The organism is Pseudomonas sp. R76, from assembly GCF_009834565.1.
Taxonomy (GTDB): Bacteria; Pseudomonadota; Gammaproteobacteria; order Pseudomonadales; family Pseudomonadaceae; genus Aquipseudomonas.
This window is the reverse complement of sequence record NZ_CP019428.1, coordinates 2,204,106-2,226,202: the sequence shown is the minus strand read 5'-3', so window position 1 is coordinate 2,226,202 and position 22,097 is coordinate 2,204,106. Positions and strand designations below refer to the sequence as shown.

General features: G+C 62.0%; 24 protein-coding genes. 9 read left to right on the top strand and 15 right to left on the bottom strand.

From position 1 onward, the window contains the following. Positions 1-17 precede the first annotated feature (17 nt). From PspR76_RS10235 to PspR76_RS10210, 6 genes are all read left to right on the top strand, one after another. Positions 18-908, top strand: a complete 891-nt coding sequence (locus PspR76_RS10235) for a 2-hydroxy-3-oxopropionate reductase (protein WP_159955080.1) — start codon at positions 18-20, stop codon at positions 906-908. 169 nt (positions 909-1,077) lie between these two features. Next, on the top strand, positions 1,078-2,358 hold the full coding sequence (locus PspR76_RS10230) for a glycerate kinase type-2 family protein (RefSeq protein WP_159955079.1): 1,281 nt from the start codon (positions 1,078-1,080) through the stop codon (positions 2,356-2,358). Continuing rightward, positions 2,348-3,763, top strand: a complete 1,416-nt coding sequence (pyk, locus tag PspR76_RS10225) for a pyruvate kinase (protein WP_159955078.1) — start codon at positions 2,348-2,350, stop codon at positions 3,761-3,763. Before PspR76_RS10230 ends, pyk begins: the two co-directional genes overlap by 11 nt. Before the next feature lie 123 nt (positions 3,764-3,886). Then, entirely contained in the window at positions 3,887-4,759 is an 873-nt protein-coding gene (locus tag PspR76_RS10220) for an urea transporter (protein ID WP_159955077.1), read from the top strand. A 31-nt stretch (positions 4,760-4,790) separates the two neighbouring features. Then, positions 4,791-5,615: an ion transporter gene (locus PspR76_RS10215; protein WP_159955076.1), complete on the top strand. Its 825-nt coding sequence runs from the start codon at positions 4,791-4,793 to the stop codon at positions 5,613-5,615. A gap of 104 nt (positions 5,616-5,719) precedes the next feature. After that, positions 5,720-6,724, top strand: a complete 1,005-nt coding sequence (locus PspR76_RS10210) for a sulfate ABC transporter substrate-binding protein (RefSeq protein WP_159955075.1) — start codon at positions 5,720-5,722, stop codon at positions 6,722-6,724. Between the two features lie 136 nt (positions 6,725-6,860). Here the strand turns inward: PspR76_RS10210 and PspR76_RS10205 are convergent, their stop codons facing one another. Then, a complete protein-coding gene (locus PspR76_RS10205) occupies positions 6,861-7,484 on the bottom strand; it encodes a DUF5666 domain-containing protein (protein ID WP_159955074.1) in 624 nt (207 codons plus the stop codon). 178 nt (positions 7,485-7,662) lie between these two features. On the opposite strand from PspR76_RS10205, the gene PspR76_RS10200 reads away from it, so the two are divergent. Then, positions 7,663-8,859: an MFS transporter gene (locus tag PspR76_RS10200; protein WP_159955073.1), complete on the top strand. Its 1,197-nt coding sequence runs from the start codon at positions 7,663-7,665 to the stop codon at positions 8,857-8,859. A 6-nt stretch (positions 8,860-8,865) separates the two neighbouring features. Here the strand turns inward: PspR76_RS10200 and PspR76_RS10195 are convergent, their stop codons facing one another. Further along, positions 8,866-9,270, bottom strand: a complete 405-nt coding sequence (locus PspR76_RS10195; protein ID WP_159955072.1) for a type II toxin-antitoxin system HicB family antitoxin — start codon at positions 9,268-9,270, stop codon at positions 8,866-8,868. Between the two features lie 11 nt (positions 9,271-9,281). Beyond that, the gene (locus PspR76_RS10190; protein ID WP_159955071.1) at positions 9,282-9,455 is read right to left on the bottom strand and encodes a type II toxin-antitoxin system HicA family toxin; all 174 of its coding nucleotides are present in this window, start codon (positions 9,453-9,455) and stop codon (positions 9,282-9,284) included. Between the two features lie 242 nt (positions 9,456-9,697). On the opposite strand from PspR76_RS10190, the gene PspR76_RS10185 reads away from it, so the two are divergent. Then, complete coding sequence (locus tag PspR76_RS10185; protein WP_159955070.1) at positions 9,698-10,354, top strand: peroxiredoxin-like family protein; 657 nt, start codon at positions 9,698-9,700, stop codon at positions 10,352-10,354. Positions 10,355-10,383: 29 nt separating this feature from the next. Further along, positions 10,384-11,265: a LysR family transcriptional regulator gene (locus tag PspR76_RS10180; RefSeq protein ID WP_159955069.1), complete on the top strand. Its 882-nt coding sequence runs from the start codon at positions 10,384-10,386 to the stop codon at positions 11,263-11,265. An 11-nt stretch (positions 11,266-11,276) separates the two neighbouring features. Here PspR76_RS10180 and PspR76_RS10175 read toward each other — a convergent pair whose 3' ends face one another. From PspR76_RS10175 to phnE, 12 genes are all read right to left on the bottom strand, one after another. Beyond that, complete coding sequence (locus PspR76_RS10175) at positions 11,277-13,181, bottom strand: M10 family metallopeptidase C-terminal domain-containing protein (RefSeq protein ID WP_159955068.1); 1,905 nt, start codon at positions 13,179-13,181, stop codon at positions 11,277-11,279. A gap of 461 nt (positions 13,182-13,642) precedes the next feature. Further along, the gene (gene phnP / locus PspR76_RS10170; RefSeq protein ID WP_159955067.1) at positions 13,643-14,392 is read right to left on the bottom strand and encodes a phosphonate metabolism protein PhnP; all 750 of its coding nucleotides are present in this window, start codon (positions 14,390-14,392) and stop codon (positions 13,643-13,645) included. Further along, positions 14,383-14,955, bottom strand: a complete 573-nt coding sequence (gene phnN, locus PspR76_RS10165; RefSeq protein WP_159955066.1) for a phosphonate metabolism protein/1,5-bisphosphokinase (PRPP-forming) PhnN — start codon at positions 14,953-14,955, stop codon at positions 14,383-14,385. Before phnN ends, phnP begins: the two co-directional genes overlap by 10 nt. Beyond that, entirely contained in the window at positions 14,955-16,100 is a 1,146-nt protein-coding gene (locus PspR76_RS10160) for an alpha-D-ribose 1-methylphosphonate 5-triphosphate diphosphatase (protein WP_159955065.1), read from the bottom strand. The genes phnN and PspR76_RS10160 overlap by 1 nt, the downstream gene beginning before the upstream one ends. Next, on the bottom strand, positions 16,090-16,809 hold the full coding sequence (phnL, locus tag PspR76_RS10155; protein ID WP_159961395.1) for a phosphonate C-P lyase system protein PhnL: 720 nt from the start codon (positions 16,807-16,809) through the stop codon (positions 16,090-16,092). Before phnL ends, PspR76_RS10160 begins: the two co-directional genes overlap by 11 nt. Continuing rightward, the gene (phnK, locus tag PspR76_RS10150) at positions 16,809-17,618 is read right to left on the bottom strand and encodes a phosphonate C-P lyase system protein PhnK (RefSeq protein WP_162530305.1); all 810 of its coding nucleotides are present in this window, start codon (positions 17,616-17,618) and stop codon (positions 16,809-16,811) included. The genes phnL and phnK overlap by 1 nt, the downstream gene beginning before the upstream one ends. Continuing rightward, entirely contained in the window at positions 17,579-18,445 is an 867-nt protein-coding gene (locus PspR76_RS10145) for an alpha-D-ribose 1-methylphosphonate 5-phosphate C-P-lyase PhnJ (RefSeq protein ID WP_159955063.1), read from the bottom strand. Before PspR76_RS10145 ends, phnK begins: the two co-directional genes overlap by 40 nt. Further along, positions 18,438-19,514: a carbon-phosphorus lyase complex subunit PhnI gene (locus PspR76_RS10140; protein WP_159955062.1), complete on the bottom strand. Its 1,077-nt coding sequence runs from the start codon at positions 19,512-19,514 to the stop codon at positions 18,438-18,440. The genes PspR76_RS10145 and PspR76_RS10140 overlap by 8 nt, the downstream gene beginning before the upstream one ends. Beyond that, complete coding sequence (gene phnH / locus PspR76_RS10135) at positions 19,514-20,104, bottom strand: phosphonate C-P lyase system protein PhnH (protein WP_159955061.1); 591 nt, start codon at positions 20,102-20,104, stop codon at positions 19,514-19,516. The genes PspR76_RS10140 and phnH overlap by 1 nt, the downstream gene beginning before the upstream one ends. After that, complete coding sequence (phnG, locus tag PspR76_RS10130; protein WP_159961391.1) at positions 20,104-20,541, bottom strand: phosphonate C-P lyase system protein PhnG; 438 nt, start codon at positions 20,539-20,541, stop codon at positions 20,104-20,106. Before phnG ends, phnH begins: the two co-directional genes overlap by 1 nt. A gap of 3 nt (positions 20,542-20,544) precedes the next feature. Further along, positions 20,545-21,249, bottom strand: a complete 705-nt coding sequence (gene phnF / locus PspR76_RS10125) for a phosphonate metabolism transcriptional regulator PhnF (protein WP_174245610.1) — start codon at positions 21,247-21,249, stop codon at positions 20,545-20,547. Positions 21,250-21,285: 36 nt separating this feature from the next. Further along, positions 21,286-22,068 (bottom strand): phosphonate ABC transporter, permease protein PhnE, encoded by a 783-nt coding sequence (phnE, locus tag PspR76_RS10120; protein WP_017136208.1) that lies wholly within the window; start codon positions 22,066-22,068, stop codon positions 21,286-21,288. Positions 22,069-22,097 lie beyond the last annotated feature (29 nt).

Here is a 22,097-nt window from a genome sequence, read left to right as displayed (position 1 = left end):
AAAAGAGGATTTTGATCATGGCTAAAATCGGATTTATCGGCACCGGCATCATGGGCGAACCCATGGCTGCGAACCTGCAGAAAGCAGGTCACCAACTGTTCCTCTCCGAACACCACGGCAAAGCCCCGCAAGCCCTGATCGACGCCGGCGCCGTGGCGTTGGCCAACCCGCAGCAAGTGGCGCAGGAAGCCGAATTCATCATCGTCATGGTGCCCGACACCCCGCAGGTCGATGACGTGTTGTTCCGCAAGGATGGCGTCGCGGCTGGCCTGTCGCCGAACAAGGTGGTGATCGACATGAGCTCGATCTCGCCCACCGCCACCAAGGCGTTCGCGGCGAAGATCAACGAAACCGGCGCGCAGTACCTGGATGCGCCGGTGTCCGGTGGTGAAGTCGGCGCCAAGGCCGGCACCTTGAGCATCATGGTCGGTGGCGAGCCGCAGACCTTCGAACGCGCCGTGGCGCTGTTCCAGAGCATGGGCAAAAACATCACGCTGGTCGGCGGCAATGGCGATGGCCAGACCGCCAAAGTGGCCAACCAAATCATCGTTGCGCTGAACATCCAGGCGGTGGCCGAAGCGCTGTTGTTCGCCTCGAAAAACGGCGCCGACCCGGCCAAGGTGCGTGAAGCACTGATGGGTGGCTTTGCCTCGTCGAAGATTCTGGAAGTGCATGGCGAACGCATGATCAAAGGCACCTTCGATCCGGGCTTCCGCATCAACCTGCACCAGAAGGATTTGAACCTGGCACTGGCCGGGGCCAAGGAGCTGGGGATCAACCTGCCGAACACGGCCGGTACGCAGCAGGTGTTCAGCACGTGCACGGCGATAGGTGGCGGCAATTGGGACCACTCGGCGTTGATCAAGGGGCTGGAGCATATGGCGAACTTTTCGATTCGCGATAAGTAACCTCCGTTGAAATGCAATCCAGTGTGGGAGCTGGCTTGCCTGCGATAGCGATCCTTCAGCTACACATTAATTGCCTGACACACCGCTATCGCAGGCAAGCCAGCTCCCACAGGTTGGTCCCCATTCCAAGTTGCAAACCTAATAACAAAAAATCCCCGGGAGCCCGCTTATGTCGGTCGATCCGCAACACCTGCTTCGCGAGCTGTTTGCCACAGCCATCGACGCCGCCCACCCCCGGCGGGTCCTTGAACCTTACCTGCCCGCCGACCGCAGTGGCCGGGTGATCGTGATCGGTGCCGGCAAAGCCGCTGCTGCCATGGCCCTTGTCGTCGAAAATTGCTGGCAGGGCGAGGTCACCGGCCTGGTTGTCACCCGCTACGGCCACGGCGCACCGTGCAAGAAAATCGAAGTAGTCGAAGCCGCACACCCGGTGCCCGATGCAGCGGGCCTGGCGGTGGCCAAGCGCGTGCTGGAGCTGATCAGCAACCTCACCGAAGACGACCGCGTGATCTTCCTGCTCTCCGGTGGCGGTTCGGCCTTGCTGGCGCTGCCCGCCGAAGGCATCACCCTGGCCGACAAGCAAACCATCAACAAAGCCCTGCTCAAATCCGGCGCGACCATTGGCGAGATGAATTGCGTGCGCAAGCACCTCTCGGCGATCAAGGGTGGCCGACTGGCCAAGGCGGCCTGGCCGGCGACGGTCTACACCTACGCGATTTCCGATGTGCCGGGCGACCAGGCCACCGTCATCGCCTCCGGCCCCACCGTCGGCGACCCGAGCACCTCGCAGCAAGCCCTGGCGATCCTCAAGCGCTACGGCATCGACGCGCCCGCCTCGGTGCGCAGTTGGTTGCAGAACCCGGCGTCGGAAACCGTCAAGCCCGGCGACCCGGTGCTCGCGCGCAGCCACTTCCAACTTATCGCCCGCCCGCAGCAATCCCTGGAAGCGGTGGCGGTGAAAGTCCGCCAGGCCGGGTTCAGCCCGTTGATCCTCGGCGACCTCGAAGGCGAAGCGCGGGACGTGGCCAAGGTACACGCCGGCATCGCCCGCCAAATCGTGCAGCACGGCCAGCCGCTGGCGGCACCGTGCGTGATCCTCTCCGGCGGCGAAACCACCGTCACCGTGCGCGGCAATGGCCGTGGCGGGCGCAACGCCGAGTTCCTGCTGAGCCTAACCGACAGCCTCAAAGGCCCGCCCGGCGTATATGCCCTGGCGGGTGACACCGACGGCATCGACGGCTCGGAAGACAACGCCGGCGCGATCATGACCCCCACCAGCTACGCGCGGGCCGAAGCCCTGGGCCTGTCGGCCAGCGATGAGTTGGATAACAACAACGGCTACGGCTACTTCGCTGCCCTCGACGGTTTGATCGTCACCGAGCCGACGCGCACCAACGTCAATGACTTCCGCGCCATCCTGATCCTTGAGACTGCCAACCATGACGCCTGACAAGAAGGTCAAAATCCTCGCTACCCTGGGCCCGGCCACCGACGGCATCGACGACATCCGCGAGCTGGTGGAAGCCGGGGTGAATATCTTCCGCCTCAACTTCAGCCACGGCGACCACGCCGATCATGCCCAGCGTTACCAGTGGATTCGCCAGGTGGAGCGCCAACTGAATTACCCGCTGGGCATCCTGATGGACCTGCAAGGGCCGAAGCTGCGCGTCGGCAGGTTTGCCGAGGGCAAGGTGCAATTGGTGCGCGGCCAGGCATTGCGCCTGGACCTGGACCCGACGCCGGGCGATCAGTGCCGGGTCAACCTGCCCCACCCGGAAATCATCGCGGCGCTGGAGCCAGGCATGGACCTGCTGCTCGACGACGGCAAGCTGCGCCTGCGGGTGATAACCAAACATGCCGAAGCCATCGACACCACCGTGCTCAATGGCGGTGAACTGTCCGACCGCAAAGGCGTTAACGTGCCGCAAGCGCTGCTGGAACTCAGCCCACTGACCGCCAAGGACCGCCGCGACCTGAGCTTCGGCCTGGAACTGGGCGTGGATTGGGTGGCGCTGTCCTTCGTGCAGCGCCCGGAAGACATCCGCGAAGCCCGCGAGTTGATCGGCGACAAGGCGTTTTTGATGGCCAAGATCGAGAAGCCCTCAGCCGTGCAACGCCTGCAGGAAATCGCCGAACTGAGCGACGCAATCATGGTGGCCAGAGGCGACCTGGGCGTTGAAGTGCCCGCCGAGAGCGTGCCGCAAATCCAGAAAGACATCATCAGCACCTGCCGCCAGTTGGGCAAACCGGTGGTGGTGGCCACGCAGATGCTCGAATCCATGCGCTTCTCTCCGGCGCCGACCCGCGCCGAAGTGACGGACGTGGCCAACGCCGTGGCCGAAGGCGCCGACGCGGTGATGCTGTCGGCGGAAACCGCGTCGGGCGAGTACCCGCTGGAAGCCGTGCAGATGATGAGCAAGATCATCCGCCAGGTGGAAAACGGCCCGGATTACCAGACGCAACTCGATGTCAGCCGGCCCAAGGCCGATGCCACGGTGTCGGACGCCATCAGCTGCGCGATCCGGCGTATCAGCAGCATCCTGCCGGTGGCGGTGCTGGTCAACTACAGCGAGTCCGGCAGTTCCAGCCTGCGCGCAGCGCGGGAGCGACCGGTGGCGCCGATCCTCAACCTCACGCCCAACCTGTCCACGGCGCGGCGCTTGAGCGTGGCGTGGGGCGTGCACTCGGTGGTCAATGATCGGCTGCGCCAAGTGGATGAGGTGTGTTCCACAGCGCTGGAAATTGCCCAGGCCCAAGGCATGGCGCAGCGCGGCGATACCTTGGTGATTACCGCCGGGGTGCCGTTCGGGCAGCCGGGGTCGACCAACTCGTTGCGTATCGAGACGTTGATTTAGCGTCTGCAAGTGCCCCATCGCGGGCAAGCCCGCTCCCACATTTTTTGATGTGTGAACACAGTCAAATGTGGGAGCTGGCTCGCCTGCGATTGGGGCCAACTCGGTCTCACTGACTAAACCACCATGCACAACCCAACCTGCCCCGACTGGGCCGAAGCCCTGCTCAACGGCTTCAGCCAAATCTTCCTGCAACGCCAGCCACTGTGTGGCTTGCTGTGCCTGCTGGCCATCCTGATCGGCGCCCCGGCCTTGTTCGGCGGGGCGTTGCTGGGTGGCGTCGCGGGTTTGCTCACCGCCCAGCGCCGGGGTTATCCCAAGGCGGAGCGCCAGGCCGGGCTTTATAGCTACAACGGTGTGCTGCTGGGTGTGTTGATCAGCCAGCATTTCGCCTGGTCAGCCTTGTTGCCGCCGCTGATCCTGGCGTGTGGCGGCTTGAGTGCGATGCTCACACGGCAATGGCTGAAACACGCGACGACGGCGGATGACCTGCCCGCCTATACCGCGCCTTTTGTCGGCCTGGGCTGGTTGCTGCTGGGCAGCGTGCCTGAGAACACATTTGTGCTCACCGAACCCGATACTTTGAGCGTGCTCAGCGCACCGTTTACCGGGCTCGCGCAAATCATGCTGCTGGACCAGCCGGTGGCCGGCGCGCTGATTGCGCTGGGCCTGTTGCTGGCCAACCGCCGCGCCGCGCTGTGGGCGCTGATCGGTGCCAGCTGCGGCGTATTGCTCGCCCTGCTGATGGACGAAACCGGCAGCGCCCTCCTCGGCCTGCACAGCTACAACCCGGCGCTGGCCGCACTGGCGTTGAGCCAGACACGTCGCCAACCCTGGCTGCCGCTGCTCGGCATTCTCCTGGCGGTCATTCTCACGCCCGGTTTCGCCGCGCTGCACCTGCCTGCGCTGACCGCGCCGTTTATCCTCGCCTGCTGGCTGGTACGCGCCAGCCGACGGTTGTTTAAAGCCCGCGTGGACAGCCCGTACGAATCCCCCTAGGCTTGCTCGATATTCGATTTGGGCGGGCTTTATGGACAGCAACAACGACTGGCGTCAGCGGCTCTACGTCATGGTATTTCAGAGCGATACGCTGGCCGGGCGGCGCTTTGACGGCATCCTGCTGCTGATCATCCTCGCCAGCATTGTGATCGTGATGCTCGACAGCATCGACCAGATTCACCAGAACTACGCAAATCTGCTGGCGTATATCGAGTGGGGCTTCACGCTGATCTTCGCCATCGAGTACGGGCTGCGGTTGTACTGTTCGCCCAAGCCGTTGCGCTATGCCTTCAGCTTTTATGGCCTGGTGGATTTACTCGCCATCGTGCCCGGCATCCTCGCCCTGTATTACAGCGACGCCCAGTACCTGCTGATCATCCGCATCATTCGGATGCTGCGGATTTTCCGCGTGCTCAAGCTCAGCCCGTACCTCAAGCAAGCCAACTACCTGATGGCGGCGCTGCGCGGCAGCAAGCAGAAGATCGTGGTGTTCCTGGTCAGCGTGTGCACCCTGGTGACAGTGTTCGGCACCTTGATGTACGTGATCGAAGGCCCCGAACACGGCTTTACCAGCATTCCCAAAGGCATCTACTGGGCGATTGTGACCCTGACCACCGTGGGCTTTGGCGACATCGTGCCGAAGACCCCGCTGGGCCAGGTGATTTCGTCGCTGGTGATGATCACCGGTTACTCGATCATTGCCGTGCCCACCGGGATTTTCACCGCCGAATTGGCCAGCGCCATGCGCGGCGAGCAGTTGCAGCACGATTGCCCGGTGTGCAAGAAAGACAACCACGAACCCAACGCGGCGTTTTGCTCGCGCTGTGGCAGTAACTTGTTTCGTAAAGTGGAATAAGCAAAGTTCGTTTTAATCTTTAAACGTCTATGCAGGCCCGGCTATAGTCGCTGGCAAATTGCCCCCACTCAACAGCAGCCTTCTCGAACAACAAGGAATGAGCAGTGAAAAAACTCGTTAGCGCCTCTCTCCTGGCCGCCGGCCTTGCCCTGGCGGGCGCCGTTCAGGCCGCCCCCGTCACACTGCTCAACGTCTCCTATGACGTGATGCGCGACTTCTACAAGGACTACAACGCCGCCTTCCAGAAACACTGGGAAGCCGAGCACCCGAACGACAAGCTGACGTTGCAGATGTCGTTCGGCGGCTCCAGCAAACAAGCGCGCTCGGTGATCGACGGCCTGCCGGCTGACGTGATCACCATGAACATGGCCACCGACATCAATGCCCTGGCGGACAACGGCAAACTGGTGCCGGACAACTGGGTAACGCGCCTTCCGAACAACAGCGCGCCGTTCACCTCGGCCACGGTGTTTATCGTGCGCAAGGGCAACCCAAAAGCCCTGAAAGACTGGCCGGACCTGCTCAAGGACGGCGTGCAAGTGATCGTGCCCAACCCGAAAACGTCGGGCAACGGCCGCTACACCTACCTGTCGGCCTGGGGTTATGTGCTGAAGAACGGCGGCGATGAAGACAAGGCGAAGAAATTCGTTGGCGAGCTGTTCAAACACGCGCCAGTGCTGGACACCGGCGGCCGTGCAGCCACCACCACGTTCATGACCAACCAGATCGGCGACGTGCTGGTGACGTTTGAAAACGAAGCGGAAATGATCGCGCGTGAATTTGGCCGTGACCAGTTCGAAGTGATCTACCCAAGCGTCTCGGCCGAAGCTGAGCCACCGGTGTCGGTGGTCGACAAAGTGGTCGAGAAGAAAGGCACCCGCGTGGCTGCCGAGGACTACCTGAAATACCTGTGGTCGCCGGAAGGTCAGGAAATTGCTGCCAACAACTACCTGCGCCCACGTGACCCGAAGGTGCTGGCCAAGTACACCGACCGCTTCCCTAAAGTCGACTTCCTGTCGGTAGAGAAGACCTTTGGTGACTGGCGCACCGTGCAGAAAACCCACTTCAATGATGGTGGGGTTTTTGATCAGATCTACAGCGGTCAATAAACCGCTTTAACTGAAGAAATGCAGTCAAGTGTGGGAGCTGGCTTGCCTGCGATAGCATCACCTCGCAATGCCTGAAACACCGAGGTGCTTGCATCGCAGGCAAGCCAGCTCCCACATTTGGTTTAGTGTTTGGCCGTTACATCGGCGGTGTCACGCCATCCTTGCCGGCGGAGATCGCCTGGGCGGTAATCGTCCCATCCGCGCCCTGCGCTGCGAACATCACCACCTTCACCCCCGGTTTGAGCAAGCTGCGGTCACCTGGCTCCAGGTTCACGATCGGCACATCGTCCGGCACCACAATCTTCTGCTCGCCGCCTTTGTACTTCACGGTCAAGGTGCGCCCGTTGCTGACCACCAGGTCGCCGACGGTGCCGTTGGTCATGCTGCTGCCTTCTTTCAAATCGAACGCGCGGTGCCCGTCGCCGGTGCCGGCCATGGCCGGTGGGAACACGTGGACTTCCAAGGCCGTCAGGGTGCCATCGGCATTCGGCATGGCGGCAGAGCCGATGTAGCTGCCAGGCTTGATTTCATCAATCTTGGCCAGGGTGACGGCGCGCACCTGGGTGTCTTTGGTCAGGTGCACGGTGACGTCTTCACCGCTGTTGATCTTGACGTGCATGGCGTCGCCGTCGATCGCCGTGATGGCGCCGCGCACACCAACGCGTGGCGCGTCGGCGGCATTGGCGGCGTTGGCCAAGCCAATGGCCATGGCCGCGGCCAGGGTTGAAGCCAGGATCATCTTGTTCAGCGTGATTTTCATGAAAGTGGATTTCCTGTTTCGGCAGTTGTGACTGAATGTATCATTGCCGTTCGACTCAAAAGTTAACGATTCAGTCATTAATTTGCGGCATGAGTGATATCACTCACAGCGCTCTACTCCGGCCACGAGGTTGTCTTTACTCTCGCACGCCATCTTCCTTTGCTTTGACGAGAACACCATGAACGCGACTCCACACGCTACAGGTACCATGACCCGAGGCATGGTGATGCTTTTTGCGTTCTGTTGCGGCGCCATTGTGGCCAACATCTACTACGCCCAACCGATCATCGAATTGATTGCGCCGGACATCGGCCTGACCCCGGCGATGGCCAGCCTGATCGTGTCCCTGACGCAAATCGGCTACGCCTTGGGCCTGTTCTTCCTGGTGCCGCTGGGCGACCTGCTGGAAAACCGCAAGCTGATGATTGCAACCACGGTACTGGCCATCGCCAGCCTACTGGGCGCGGCTTTCACCGAGCAGCCGAATTTGTTCCTTCTTGTGTCGTTGCTGATCGGATTCAGTTCCGTCTCGGTGCAAATTCTGATCCCGCTGGCCGCACACCTGGCGCCTGCCGAATCCCGTGGCCGCGTCGTCGGCAGCATCATGGGCGGGCTGTTGCTCGGCATCCTGCTGGCACGGCCGGTGTCCAGCGTGGTGGCCGATCACTTCGGCTGGCGTGCGATGTTCATGGCCGCCGCCGCGTTGATGGCGTTCATCAGCATCGTGCTGCTGCTGACCATCCCCAAGCGTCAACCCGACCACAGCGCGAGCTACGGCCAACTGCTGCGCTCACTCGGTACGCTGCTGCGCAAGCAACCGGTATTGCGCCAGCGGGCGTTTTACCAAGGTTGCATGTTTGCCACCTTCAGCCTGTTCTGGACCGCCGCGCCGCTTGAGTTGGCACGCAATCACGGCCTGAGCCAAAGCGAAATCGCGTTGTTCGCCCTGGTCGGTGCACTGGGCGCGATTGCCGCCCCGATCGCCGGCCGCCTAGCCGATGCAGGCCACACGCACCGCGCCTCGTTGCTGGCCATGCTGTTTGCTGCGCTGAGTTTTCTGCCGGCCTTTGTGCACCCGCTGTACAGCGTGATCGGCCTGGCCGTGACCGGTGTGGTGCTGGATTTTTGCGTGCAGATGAACATGGTGCTCGGCCAACGCGCCATCTACGCCCTCGACGCCAACAGCCGCAGCCGCCTGAACGCGCTGTACATGACCAGCATCTTCATCGGCGGTGCCTTTGGCTCGGCGATTGCCAGCAGCGTGTATGAACACGGCGGCTGGCTTGGCGTGATGCTGGTGGGCAGTGCGTTCCCGCTGGTGGCGTTGTTGCGGTTCCTGAGTGCGTCGCGGCAAGCGGCGGTCGCCACAGCCTGATGACGGTCAGGAGCGCACCAATTTCTCCAAGGCCGCATCCGCCAGAAATGACGAGCGGCTTTTGACCTTGTGCTCACGCACATAACGGTCGATTCGCTGGATGACATAACCGGGCAAGGTCACATTGACCTTCTCGGTCTTGCCCAGATAGGGCGAGATGTCCAACTCCAACATCCCCCAGCCCATCCCGGCGTAGTCTTCGTTCGCGTGGTGGTTGGCCACCGAGGTGGGCATCGGAATCGGCCCGCCTTCGGCGGCGATCTCCTGCAGCATGATGTGCGCGACTTCCACGGCGGCGTTGTACGCCTCTTCGAAGCTGTCCCCGGCGGTGACCGCGCCCGGTATATCGGGGATCTGAATACCGGTGGCGGTGAAGTCGTCGCCCCATTCGATACACATTGGGTATTGCATGAGTGCTCTCCTTAAAACTGAAACAGCCCGGCGCGTTTCCTGATGCTTCTGACGGTGCCCAGGGGCAAGTCCTTCTTGGGGTGCGGCACCGGGATCGTGTACGGGTTATAGCGGTGAGTAAAAATATGATGACCGCCCGTGACCCGATCCAGCACCCAACCCGCCTCTTGCAGCTCCTTGATCAATAACCTGCTTTGCCCCCCAGCCTCCTTGGCTTGGCCTGAATAAAAGTAACCCTAGAGTTATATTTACTCAAGCACAGATTTGCTGGAGTGGATTGACGGTTGTATTACGCCATATTGGAAAACCGCCGAATCTATTCCCACAGAGCATAAATCCTATGCCCTGCGCCCGGCTTCCTCGCCCATCCTGCCTCCCTCATGCTGCTCTCCAGCCAACCGGGCTCATCTCCCGAGGGAATATCGCAATGACACTTCAAGCCACACTTGATGCCTTCCGCGCCGACTTCAAAGCCGGCAAGCCGCCCTACAACGCGCCGGCGCACATTCACCCGATCATGGAGCGCGCCACCGCCGAGCTGATCGCTTCTGGCGCCGCAGAACGCGCGCTCAAGGTGGGTGACAAGGCGCCGCTGTTCAGCCTCAAGGACGCCGACGGCACCCTGGTGTCCTCGGCCGACCTGTTGGCCAAAGGCCCGCTGGTGCTGACGTTCTACCGGGGCGTGTGGTGCCCGTACTGCAATATGGAGCTGCAAGCGCTGCAAGCGTTTCTGCCGACGTTGAAAGCCGCCGGCGCGACCCTGCTGGCCCTGTCGCCGCAAACGGCCGCCAACAGCCGTAAAGCCGAGCGCATCGCCGAACTGGACTTCCCGATCCTCAGCGATACCCACAACGACGTCGCCGAGGCGTTCGGCCTGCGCTTTCAACTGCCGGACTACCTGATCGAACTCTACAAGGGCTTCGGCAACAACCTGCCGCTGATCAACGATGATCCGGCCTGGACCCTGCCCATGCCTGCGCGCTATGTGATCGGCCAGGACAGCGTGATTCGTTACGCCGAGGTCAACCCGGATTACACTCAACGCCCAGAACCGTCAGCGATGCTCGACGCCCTTACCCAGTAAACCCTTAACCGATAAACCAAGGAGACTCGATGGACCGCCTCACCGCCATGGAAACGTTCGTGCATGTGGTCGAGACGGGCTCGTTCTCCGCCGCCGCCAAACAGCTTGGTGTTGGCCAGCCCGCCGTCTCCAAAAGCATTGCGCAATTGGAGGCGCGCCTGGCGGTGCGCTTGCTGCTGCGCTCCACGCGTGGCCTGACCCCGACCGAAGCAGGTGTGGCATTTTTTGAAAAAGCCAAGCGCGCCATCGACGAAGCCAACGAAGCCGATGACGCCGCTCGAGGCGCGGGTACAGGGCTATCGGGCAACTTGCGCATCAGCGCCGCAACCACCTTCGCCCGCTTGCACATCATTCCTCACCTGGGGCCATTCCTGGAGCAATACCCCGGGGTCAATATCGAAGTGGTGCTCAATGACCACAGCCTCAACCTGGTGGAAGAAGGCATCGACGTTGCCCTGCGCATGGGCAACTTGACCGACTCCGGCCTTACCGCACGCAAGATCGGCCAATCCCCGCGCCAAGTGCTCGCCACCCCGGCGTACTTCGAGCGTTTCGGCGAGCCGGCCACCCCAGCCGATTTGCTGCAGCACCCGGCGATCATCTACACCCTCGGCGGCGGCTCACCCTGGGCCTTCAGCCAAGGCGACAGCGAACACCCCATCGTCGCCCGCGGCCGCATACGTGTCACCGCTGCGGAAGGTGTACGCGCCGCCGTGCTGAGCCATTTGGGCCTGACCATGGCGTCGACCTGGATGTTTGCCCCGGAACTGGCCAATGGCGAAGTGAAGCCGGTGCTGACCGACTGGCATCTCCCGCCGGTTGATTTGTGGGCGGTTTTCCCAACCGGCAGGATGGCGAGCGCCAAGGCTCGGGCGTTTGTGGAGTATGTCGAAACGCTGCTCAACGCCTGAGCCGGTCGGCGCTAACGGCTGGCCACGCCGAGCAGGTCCTGCGGCTTGATCAACCGCGCGCTTCGAATAAGGAAGTCCGAGTGACGCCTGCCGAGCAGGTCGATTCCCACAATGGAACGACCAGTCCTTGGGTCGTGCTTGACCACGGTATCGCCAATACGCCCGGTGTAGGCATCAACCAGGCGCAAAGGGGTTCCCAGCTCGGTTGCCAGTGCTGTCAGGTCGATCGTGTCTTCGCCACTGGCGAAATCCATGAGCTGGTCAGGGTCGTAAAAGATCGAGTCGGTGACCTTGGCATATTTGAATGTGTTTCTACCGCCCACGCCCCACAGCACATCGCCACCGCCACCGCCGGCGAGGGTGTTGTCCACCTCGTTGCCGATGATCCGGTCCCTGCCTGAACCGCCGATGGCATTCGCCACTAGACCGTCTTCAGCCATTGCGAAGTTGTCGCGCAGGCCGCCTGCGCTGGAGCTTGCAGAGCGGCGCAAGTCGATGGTCTGGTTCTGCCTGGCGCCGGAAAAGTCCAGGGTGTCGTGGCCGCCCGAGCCCTGGATGATCGGGGCGGGGTTCGGTTGCGCAACACCCTCGCCAGTGACAATGTCACTGGCCTGAATACCGCCCACGCTCCTGATAAACACATCGGCTTTGCCACGCCCCGTCAGGTCAACGCTCAAGCTGCCGTTCCCGCTGTTCTGATCATGGCTGAGAACGATCTCGCCGGCTCGCCCGGTAAACTGCTCGACCACCTTGAAATGCTTGACCGAGTAGTTTTTGAATAAGCCGCTGAGGTCGATTTTGTCCGAACCACTGGTGAAATCCAGAATGTCATCCGGGCTGTCGAGCGTAGAGTCACTGGCTTTGTCGTAAACAAAAATATCCGCGCCTGCACCGCCTCTCAACCGGTCCGCTCCGCCCCCGCCACGGAGCCTGTTGCCAACCTCGTTACCATTGATGTCGTCATCGCCGGAACCGCCGATTGCGTTTTCTATGACGACGCCCTTGGCGATGGACACATTGCCCTTCAAGCCGCCAACACTGGAATACGATTCAGCGAGCAGATTGATTTTCTGATACTGGTAAAAGCCGGAGAAGTCCAAAGTGTCATTACCCCCGCCGTCCCAGATTGAAAACACAGGTTTGTCATTCGCGGAGTTAAGACTGAAGTTACCATCGCCAGTAGTGGCATTAAAGCCATAGACGGTGTCCGTATTCCGCGTCTTGAAGTTGACACCATATAATTTCTGCCCCGACGCAATGTCATCCTTCATCAGTACTGAAGGCCCACGCTCGTTGAAATCATGCCCGGGCTGATTAGTTTCAGGCCAATAACTCATTACGCTATGGGCGCGGGTGTCTTGTTTGTAGGGCGTCTTTGCATAGCTGTCTACACTCTCTTCATAGTCGCCGGGATGGCCGAGACCAATGGCATGCCCCACTTCATGTATGGCGGTTAATAAAAAATAGTCGCCATTTTGGGGCGTTTCAGAAGCGCCCTTTGTTCCGATCGTGGTGGTCATGTCAGCGTGATCCCAATCAGGCAAATGTGACTTTCCCCCAGTGGTATTGGGGGCGGCTTTGAACGTTAGAGAACCGTCCAACTCCGTTGAGCCTTCCTTGAACGCAATATTGGCCACGTCCTGCCAGGCCTGCAGCGCTTTGCGAATAGCCGCTTTCTGGGGTGCGGAGAAGGCTGGATCAAGGGTGAATGACAGCTCGATTTTCCCATCGCCATTGCGATCATAATGCCGATAGCCTCCTCGCAGAATCTGCTGGGCAGCCTCCTCCGTGTTAAAGGAACGTTGTTGAGTTGCGCGAGTGGATAACATCGAGCACGGTGAGAAAGCGGGAGCATTCAGCGTAGGAAGTTCATTATTGGGAACAGACTGATTAACAAACGAATGAGCGACACGCATAAAACATCCTTTGAAAAACTTTATATTCAGCCCTGCCAAAAGGCTGTGATGACGGCAATTCCAACTTACCGCAACAATAAAGTCCCATAGACAACACGCTAACGCCAACCCGATAGTATTTCATGTTCAAACTTTAAAACATCTTAAAATTCTTCACCCGCCCGCAATTACAGGCTTGGAGAATAAAGGACCGCACATAAAATTCTACAATTAAACACTGCGCAAACATCACAGCGCCAAGAAGCGCAGGACACTCACGTCCCGACTTGAAATACAGCCAGGTTGGAACCAGCTTGTGTGGAAGGTGCCTTGTGTGGGAGCTGGCTTGTGTGGGAGCTGGCTTGTGTGGGAGCTGGCTTGTGTGGGAGCTGGCTTGCCTGCGATGCAGACGACTCGGTATTGCTGGCGAACCAAGGTGCTGCTATCGCAGGCAAGCCAGCTCCCACAGGGTTATGCGGTGCCTAGAGAATTCGGCCATCCCATGCCACCGTTACATGCCTGGGCAGCTCGCGCCGATGTTCCAGCAACCACGCATCCAGCGTATGCCCCACATGGGTCAACACGCCCAATTGCGCGCCACTGTCCGCAATGCTTTGCAACGCCAGCGTCAGGTCATTGTGATTACGCGGTGCTTGCGGCTGCGGGGGCATGGAGCAATCGAGCACCAACACATCCAATGGCTCACGCTGCAACCAGGCCAGCGTGTCGGGCGGCAGGCCGACAGTGTCGGTGAGGTAGGCGATGCGCCGCCCTTGCCCTTCGAGCAAATAACCCAGGGTCAGTTTGGAATGCTGCAACGGCAACGCGGTGACGCTCAGCTCGCCGAACTGCCGGGTTTCGAACGCCGCGAACGGCTGGCTGAAATCCAGAATGCCAGGGTGTTTGTAGAGGTCGGACAACCCCTTAGGATCCGCCGGGCCATGCACCGGAATGATCAAGCCCTGGCCCCAACGCAAATGCAGCAAACCTTGGGCATGATCGGCGTGGTAGTGAGTCTGCAAAATCCCGTTGAAGCTGCGCGGCGGGAAGCGTTCGCAGAGGTCGGGCAAACCGCTGTCGATCAACCAGCGCTGGTCGCCGCATTCGATCAACGCGCTGCACGGCAGGCGGCGCAGGCTTGCATCGCTGCGCGCCAGGCCACAGGCAGCACATTCACAGCCATACACCGGCACTTGCCGCGCGTCGCCGGTGCCCAGCAATGTCAGGCGCATGCCGAGTGCCCTTGGTCCAGACAGCACAGCAAGCGCTCGACGGTGTTGCCCAATGGGCCGGAATTATCCAGCACAAACAACCCCGCGCTATTGCCGCTGATCAGCTCGGCGGTGAACTGCGCATTGCGCGCCAGGCGCTCTTCGATCTGGGCCAGCGACTCACGCCCGCGCGCAATAAGACGCTGGCGCAAAACGGCCTGGTCCACCGTCAGCAACAGCACCAACACCGTCGGATAACGCACGCGCGTCTGCGCCAGGTGCGCGCGTGAGCCGTTGACCAGCACATCGTCCCCCGCCGCCAGCCATGCATCGATTGCCTTGGGAATGCCATACGACAACCCGTTGGCGTGCCAACTGAGCGCAAACGCGCCCTCGGCGTCCATCGCGGCGAACTGCTCGGGGCTCACACCTTGGGCCGCCTCGCCCACCGCCTCGGCCGAACGGGTGATCACCCGGCGCACAATGCGGCAGCCGCGTTCGGCCAAGCGCGGGCGCGCGGCATCCAGCAGGCTGTCCTTGCCCGAACCCGATGGCCCGATGAGATAGATCAACCTGCCTGCCATCAAAACACCCTCTTCGCTTGTCGCCACACTTGTTGCACTACGGGCAGCCCTTCGCGGCGCTTGGCCTGGACCAGGTCGGCGCGCAGGCCAATAGCAATTTCACCGCGATCGTTAAGGCCCGCCGCTTGCGCCGGTGCCAGGCTGATCATCTTCACCGCGCGTGCCAGGTCGCCGCCGTCCTGTTGGTCGGCCAGCACAAACGCGGCCTGCAACAGGCTGGCCGGGTAGTAGTCGCTGGAAAGTATATCCAGCAAGCCTTCGGCCGCCAGGCCGGCGGCGGCCACATTACCCGAGTGCGAACCACCGCGCACCACGTTCGGCGCGCCCATCAGCACTTTCATGTTCAGCGCCTGGCAGCCCTTCGCCGCTTCCAGCGTGGTCGGGAATTCGGCGATGGTCATGCCATAGCGCGCCGATTCCTCGACATGTGCAAGCGTCGCGTCGTCATGGCTGGCCACCGACAGGCCGCGCCCCAGGCAATGCTCGACGATGGCCGCGCGATAGCGGTCGCTGTACTCGCGGGAGTTGGCCATTTGCAGCAGGATAAACGCGTCCATGGTTTCGTCGTTGAGGTGGTACTTGCCCATGTAGTACTCACGGTACTTGGATTCGAGCACGAACTGGCGTTGACCCGGCGAATGGTCCATCACCGACACCAGGCGCACCAGCGGGTTTTCCACCAGGTCGCGGAACACGCTGAGGGTGTCCGGGTGGCACAACTCGCAGCGCAGGTGCAGGTGGTGCTCGGCGCGAGTCAGCCCGGCGCCTTCTGCCTGGGCGATGGCATCGAGCATCGCCGGCAGTTTTTTCATGCGGTTGCCCTTGGGGTTCACATCGCCGATGGACACCGCGTCGAACACCGTGGTGATGCCCGCCGCGATGATCTGCGCATCATGGCTGAGCACCGCCGAGGTCGACGGCCAGTCCACGCCGGGGCGCGGGGTCATGTGTTTTTCCAGGTTGTCGGTGTGCAATTCCACCAGCCCCGGCAGCAGGCAATCACCGCCCAGGTCCTGGGCCTGGGGCAACTGGCTGCGGCCTTCGGCGATGTCGACGATCTTGCCGTCACGCAGCACCACCGAACCGAGGAACACACGCTCAGCCGTGACGACCTGGGCATTACTGAGGATCTGTTCAGCGGGCATGTTCATATTCCTCTTCGGCAACGGGCGTGGGGGTCATGTCGAAATGGCGGTCAGCCACCGCTTCACGGGCGGCGCGGTCGTGGAAGATGCCAATCAGCGCAGCGCCGCCTGCCTTGGCTTCGTTCATCAGTTCCAGCACCACCTGGCGGTTGTTGTCGTCCAGGGACGCGGTGGGTTCGTCGAGCAGCATCACTGGCCACTCGACCATAAAGCCGCGGGCGATATTCACGCGCTGTTGCTCGCCACCGGAAAAGGTGCCGGGCGCCAGTTGCCACAGGCGCTGAGGAATATTCAGACGCGTCAGCAGGTGCTCGGCGCGTGACTGCGCATTGGCCTTCGACCAACCACGGGCCAGCGCGGGCTCCATCACCACGTCCAGGCAGGCCACGCGCGGAATCACTCGCAGGAATTGGCTGACGTAGCCCAGGGTGTGTTGGCGCACCTGCAAAATGTCGCGCGGCTCGGCGCCGACCAACTCCAGCCACTCGCCAGCATGCCTTACGCGAATGCTGCCGCCTGCCGGTAGATAGTTGCCGTACAGCGTGCGCAGCAAGGTGCTTTTACCCGCGCCGGATTGGCCGTGCAGCACCAGGCATTCGCCGCCCTGCACACTGAATTCCACACCGCGCAGCACGTTGAGCACCACGCCGTTCTGCTGGTGCAGGGTGAAGGTTTTCGAGAGGTCACGGACCTCGATCAAGGCATTCATCATGGCTGCAATACCGAAGACACCAGCAGTTGAGAGTAAGGGTGCTGTGGATCGTCGAGGATCTGGTCGGTGAGCCCGGTTTCCACCACGTGCGAGCGGCGCATCACCATCAGACGGTCAGCGAGCAAACGCGCAACGGCCAGGTCATGGGTGACAATTACCACCGCCAGGTCCAGCTCACGCACCAGGCCGCGCAACAGGTCGAGCAAGCGCGCTTGCACCGACACATCGAGGCCGCCAGTCGGTTCATCCATAAACACCAGGCGCGGGCTGGAGACCAGGTTGCGGGCGATTTGCAGGCGCTGCTGCATGCCGCCCGAGAAAGTGCGCGGCAGGTCGTCGATACGCTGCGGGTCGATTTCCACCTGGCCGAGCCAGTCGAGACCGGCACCACGCAGCTGGGCATAATTGCGCATGCCTTGGGCCATCAGGCGCTCGCCGATATTCGCCCCGGCCGACACGCCCATGCGCAGGCCGTCACGCGGGTTCTGCTCGACAAAACCCCACTCGGTGCGCAGCAAGGTGCGACGCTCGGCTTCGCTGGCGCTGTAGAGGTCGAGCCATTCGCCGTCCTTGCTGCGGTAGCCGATGCTGCCGGCTTGCGGTGGCAAACGCCCGCTCAACAGCGAGAGCAAGGTGGATTTACCCGAGCCGGATTCCCCGACAATGCCCAGCACTTCGCCGGGGTACAGGTCGAAGCTGATGCCCTGGCAACCCTTCTCCGGGCCGTAAAGCAACGACAGGTCACGTACTTGAAGCAAAGGCTGGCTCACTGGTTGTTCTCCTTCACCCGTTGGGCGCAATACCAGGTGTCGGAACACACAAAACTCTGGGTTCCCGCGTCATCGAGAATCAGCTCATCGAGGAAGGAATCGTGGCTGCCGCAGATGGCGCAGTTGTGCGCCCACTTCTGTACTTCAAACGGGTGGTCTTCAAAGTCCAAACTGGTGACCTGGGTGTAAGGTGGCACCGCGTACAAGCGTTTTTCCCGACCGGCGCCGAACAGCATCAGCGCCGGGCTCATGTCGAGTTTCGGGTTGTCGAATTTGGGGATCGGCGACGGGTCCATCACGTAGCGCTCGTCGACCATCACCGGGTAGGCGTAGGCGGTGGCGATATGGCCGAAGGTGGCGATGTCTTCGTAGAGTTTCACGTGCATCACCCCGTAATCGTTGAGAGCGTGCATGGTGCGGGTCTCGGTTTCCGACGGCTCGATAAAGCGCAGCGGCTCGGGGATCGGCACTTGATAAACCATGATCTGGCCAGCCTGCAACGGGGTTTCCGGGATGCGGTGGCGGGTCTGGATCACCGTGGCGTGCGGTGTGGCCTCGGTGGTGGCGACGCCGGCCGTGCGCGCGAAAAAGCGCCGGATCGACACGGCGTTGGTGGTGTCGTCGGCGCCTTGGTCGATGACCTTGAGCACGTCGTCATCACCGAGGATCGCGGCGGTCAATTGCATGCCGCCCGTGCCCCAGCCATACGGCAACGGCATCTCGCGGCCACCGAACGGCACCTGGTAACCGGGAATCGCCACAGCCTTGAGCAAGGCGCGGCGGATCATGCGTTTGGTCTGCTCGTCGAGGTAGGCGAAGTTGTACGCCGGGTCGCGCGCCGGGGTTTGGGTCAAGTCATTCATGGCGGGTGCCCTCGGCCGGTTGGCGCAGTTTGCGGATCAGCTCCAGTTCGGCCTGGAAGTCCACGTAGTGAGGCAATTTGAGGTGCGAGACAAACCCCGCCGCCTCGACGTTGTCGCAGTGGGCCAACACAAACTCTTCGCGTTGGGCCGGTGAGACGACTTCTTCGTTGTATTCCTCGGCGCGCAGCGAGCGGTCGACCAGCGCCATGCCCATGGCTTTGCGTTCGGCATGCCCGAACGCCAGGCCGTAACCGCGCGTGAACTGCGCCGGCTCAGTGGCCGAACCGACGAACTGGTTGACCATCTCGCACTCGGTCACTTCGATGCTGCCCAGGCAGATCGGGAAGCCCAGCTCTTCGGGGTCGATCCACACCTCCACGTCGCCAATGCGAATCTCACCGGCAAACGGGTGGTTGCGGCCGTAGCCGCGCTGGGTCGAATAGCCCAGCGCCAACAGGAAACCTTCATCGCCACGGGCCAAGGCCTGCAAGCGCTCGGCGCGGCTGGCCGGGTATTCCAGCGGGTCGCGGGTGATGTCGGCGACGCTGGCGTTGTCGTCGGCCTCGTGCTTGATCAGGCCTTCTTTGGCGAGCAAACCAAGCACCCGTGGGCAGGCTTCGATGCGCGCCTCGGGCGTGGTCTGCGGGCCTGGGTATTGACCTTCAGCGAGCAGCGAAAAATCCAACAGGCGGTGGGTGTAGTCGAAGGTCGGGCCGAGCAATTGACCGCCGGGCACGTCCTTGAACGTGGCCGACAAACGCCGGCTCAGCGACATCTGCGACGTATCAATCGGCAGGCTCGGGCTGAAGCGCGGCAGCGTGGTGCGGTAGGCGCGCAGCAGGAAGATCGCCTCAACCAAATCCCCCGCCGCTTGCTTGATCGCCAGCGCAGCCAGTTCTTCGTCGAACAGCGAGCCTTCGGTCATCACCCGCGCCACGGCCAGCGGCAGTTGCTCGCGGATTTGCGTCACGCTCAGTTCAGGCACGCGGGTATCGCCCCGGCGCTTTTTCGCCAGCAGGCGGTGGGCATTGTCGATGGCCTGTTCGCCACCCTTGACGGCTACGTACATCAGGCACGCTCCTCTAACAGTCGGCTGCTGCGTGGCAGGCCGATCAGGTGATGACCTGCGCTGAACACCACGTCCAGGCCACGCGGGAAGGCTTCGCGGCGTTGGCGTTCGAGCCAGAAGGCTTGCGGCACCGGCACATTGACCAGGCGTTGCGTCTGGATGCCGGGGCCGCGCCAGTGCAGGCCGCGTCCGGATTCCAGGTCGGTGAGTTGCACGAGCAAGGTGCAGGACTGGTCGGGGTAACGGTCGTTGCCGTGGTCGAAACCGCTGAGGTCAAGCAGGTCGTGTTCGCCGAGCAAGGCGAACGCTGCTTCTTCGCGCTTATCCGTGAGCGGGCAGCCACAGTGAAAGGCCAGGTTGGCGCGGATCAGCGGCGTGTCGAAGCTCGGCGCCAGCCACAGCGGCGTGTCCATATCCAGCAGCGCCAGGCACAGCGCGTAGGTGGCAGGCGCCAGGCCGTCGAGGCGTGGGGCCGAGGGCAAGTGCTGGAGCAGGCCAGGTTCGGCGAGCGCCTTGAGCGCCGCGCGAAAACCGCGCTGGGCGTCCAATACCGGGTCGACAAACGCCGGTTGTAACAGGTGAGAGTTCATCAGTTTTCTCCTCGCACCAGGGTGAAGAATTCGACCTTGGTGGCAGCGGTGTCGGCTTCTTTTTGCGCGCGGCGTTTGGCTTGGGCAGTGGCCAGCGCGGTGATCAAATCGCTGAGCCACAGGCTCGGCTGGCTGCCTTGCAAATGGGCATCGGCCAGGGCGGCCAACTCGGCGTGCAGCTTGTCGCGACCAGCCAGGTAGCTGTAGCCGGTGCGGCCGTCGGCCAGGCGCACCACGCAGCGGGTCACGCTCATTTCGCCAACGTTGAAGGCCGCGCCATCACCGCCCATGCGCCCGCGCACCAGGGTCATGCCGATTTCCGGGGCGCGGATCAGTTGGTATTCGGCGTCCTTCAAGGCGGCTTCGTGGGGTTGCAGTTCATTGAGCTGGGCGCGGGCTAATACGCCGATCCAATGTTGTCGCGGGGACACACTCATCATTCAAGTCACCACTTGGTACTGAAAGCGATCCGAACGGCTGGTGGACTGCGCCAGCTCCACGGGGCGGCCGTCGGGATCGCAGGAAAGGGTAAAAACCGTGAGGGCCGGCAAGTGCCGAGGCATCATCAGCAGCGCGGCTTCATCACGGTTGGGCAAACGCGCACCAATCAGGCTTTGGGTGCGGGTCAGCGGCAGGTCACGCTCGCGCAGGTACTGGCGCAACGAACCGCCGTTGTAGTCGGCCAGCAACGGCGCACGGCTGGCGCAGTAGCGATGACGGATCAGGCTGACCGGCTGGTGATCGAGCCTGCGCAGGGTTTGCAGTTCGATCATCGGCGCCATCTCGGCAATGCCTAAGTGCAGGGCTTCGTCGCGGCTGGCGTAGCAATAGCGGCGCTTGAGCAGCAGCGCCTGCACGCCGACGCCCTGGGCCGACAGCGATTGACTGTAGGAAGTCTCGGCGCCCATCGAGTAAATCAGCGGGCGGTCGAGTACCTGGGTGCCCTTGCCCTGGCGGCGCAGCAGGCTGCCTTCGAACACCAGCTCGTCGATGGCACGGCGCAAGGTGTGGCGGTTGACGCCGAAGCGCTCGGCCATGTGCACCTCGCCGGGCAGGAAGTCGCCGGCGCTGTAGCTGCTCAGTTCACGGCGCAGGATGTCCGCGAGTTCGCGGTACACCGGCTCATCTTGTCTAGACAACTGCATGCTTAAAAAAAGCGCCGCGCGGGCACCCCTCAGGCTTCAGATGAACTGCTTGCGCAGGCGTTGGGACAGCACGTCGATACAGCTCACCACCACGATGATCACCAGCAGCACCGCGCAGGTTTGTACGAACTGGAAGGCGCGGATGTTTTCCCAGAGGATCACGCCGATACCGCCGGCGCCGACCATGCCGACCACCGTGGCCGAACGCACATTGGCTTCGAAGCGGTACAGCGCGTAACTCACCCACAGCGGCATGACTTGCGGGATCACGCCATAGATCACTTCCTGCAAGGCACTCGCGCCAGTGGCCCGCACACCTTCGACCGGGCCGGGGTCGATGGCCTCGACGGCTTCGGCAAACAGCTTGGCGAGCACGCCGGTGGTGCTGATCCACAGCGCCAGAACACCGGCGAAAGGGCCGAGGCCGACCGCGACCACGAACAACATCGCGAACACCATTTCATTGATGGAGCGGAAGGCGTCCATCACCCGGCGCAGCGGCTGATGCACCCACCACGGGGTGATGTTGTCGGCGCACAAGATGCCCAGCGGCACTGAACAGACGATGGCCAACACCGTGCCCCAAAGGGCGATTTGCACGGTGACGATCATCTCCTTGAGGTAGGAGCGCCATTCGTGGAAGTCGGGCGGGAAGAAGTCAGCGGCGAAGGTCGCCATGTTTCCGGAATCGCGGTACAGCGCCAGCGGGTTCATTTCCGCGCCGTGCCAGGCCCAGGCCAGCAAGACCAGGAACAGGCCCCAGCCGAGGTATTGCGGCCAGGTTCTTTTGCCGACGGCTTCAGCGTGCAGAGTTGTCATGGGTCACTCTCGGTATAAGGTTGGAACGG

What these genes read in the sequence shown, in the direction of transcription:
- PspR76_RS10235 (WP_159955080.1), top strand. Translation starts at nt 18, where the DNA reads ATGGCTAAAATCGGATTTATCGGCACCGGCATCATGGGCGAACCCATG.
- PspR76_RS10230 (WP_159955079.1), top strand. Translation starts at nt 1,078, where the DNA reads ATGTCGGTCGATCCGCAACACCTGCTTCGCGAGCTGTTTGCCACAGCC.
- pyk (WP_159955078.1), top strand. Translation starts at nt 2,348, where the DNA reads ATGACGCCTGACAAGAAGGTCAAAATCCTCGCTACCCTGGGCCCGGCC.
- PspR76_RS10220 (WP_159955077.1), top strand. Translation starts at nt 3,887, where the DNA reads ATGCACAACCCAACCTGCCCCGACTGGGCCGAAGCCCTGCTCAACGGC.
- PspR76_RS10215 (WP_159955076.1), top strand. Translation starts at nt 4,791, where the DNA reads ATGGACAGCAACAACGACTGGCGTCAGCGGCTCTACGTCATGGTATTT.
- PspR76_RS10205 (WP_159955074.1), bottom strand. Translation starts at nt 7,484, where the DNA reads ATGAAAATCACGCTGAACAAGATGATCCTGGCTTCAACCCTGGCCGCG.
- PspR76_RS10200 (WP_159955073.1), top strand. Translation starts at nt 7,663, where the DNA reads ATGAACGCGACTCCACACGCTACAGGTACCATGACCCGAGGCATGGTG.
- PspR76_RS10195 (WP_159955072.1), bottom strand. Translation starts at nt 9,270, where the DNA reads ATGCAATACCCAATGTGTATCGAATGGGGCGACGACTTCACCGCCACC.
- PspR76_RS10185 (WP_159955070.1), top strand. Translation starts at nt 9,698, where the DNA reads ATGACACTTCAAGCCACACTTGATGCCTTCCGCGCCGACTTCAAAGCC.
- PspR76_RS10180 (WP_159955069.1), top strand. Translation starts at nt 10,384, where the DNA reads ATGGACCGCCTCACCGCCATGGAAACGTTCGTGCATGTGGTCGAGACG.
- PspR76_RS10175 (WP_159955068.1), bottom strand. Translation starts at nt 13,181, where the DNA reads ATGCGTGTCGCTCATTCGTTTGTTAATCAGTCTGTTCCCAATAATGAA.
- phnP (WP_159955067.1), bottom strand. Translation starts at nt 14,392, where the DNA reads ATGCGCCTGACATTGCTGGGCACCGGCGACGCGCGGCAAGTGCCGGTG.
- phnN (WP_159955066.1), bottom strand. Translation starts at nt 14,955, where the DNA reads ATGGCAGGCAGGTTGATCTATCTCATCGGGCCATCGGGTTCGGGCAAG.
- PspR76_RS10160 (WP_159955065.1), bottom strand. Translation starts at nt 16,100, where the DNA reads ATGCCCGCTGAACAGATCCTCAGTAATGCCCAGGTCGTCACGGCTGAG.
- phnL (WP_159961395.1), bottom strand. Translation starts at nt 16,809, where the DNA reads ATGAATGCCTTGATCGAGGTCCGTGACCTCTCGAAAACCTTCACCCTG.
- PspR76_RS10145 (WP_159955063.1), bottom strand. Translation starts at nt 18,445, where the DNA reads ATGAATGACTTGACCCAAACCCCGGCGCGCGACCCGGCGTACAACTTC.
- PspR76_RS10140 (WP_159955062.1), bottom strand. Translation starts at nt 19,514, where the DNA reads ATGTACGTAGCCGTCAAGGGTGGCGAACAGGCCATCGACAATGCCCAC.
- phnH (WP_159955061.1), bottom strand. Translation starts at nt 20,104, where the DNA reads ATGAACTCTCACCTGTTACAACCGGCGTTTGTCGACCCGGTATTGGAC.
- phnG (WP_159961391.1), bottom strand. Translation starts at nt 20,541, where the DNA reads ATGAGTGTGTCCCCGCGACAACATTGGATCGGCGTATTAGCCCGCGCC.
- phnF (WP_174245610.1), bottom strand. Translation starts at nt 21,249, where the DNA reads ATGCAGTTGTCTAGACAAGATGAGCCGGTGTACCGCGAACTCGCGGAC.
- phnE (WP_017136208.1), bottom strand. Translation starts at nt 22,068, where the DNA reads ATGACAACTCTGCACGCTGAAGCCGTCGGCAAAAGAACCTGGCCGCAA.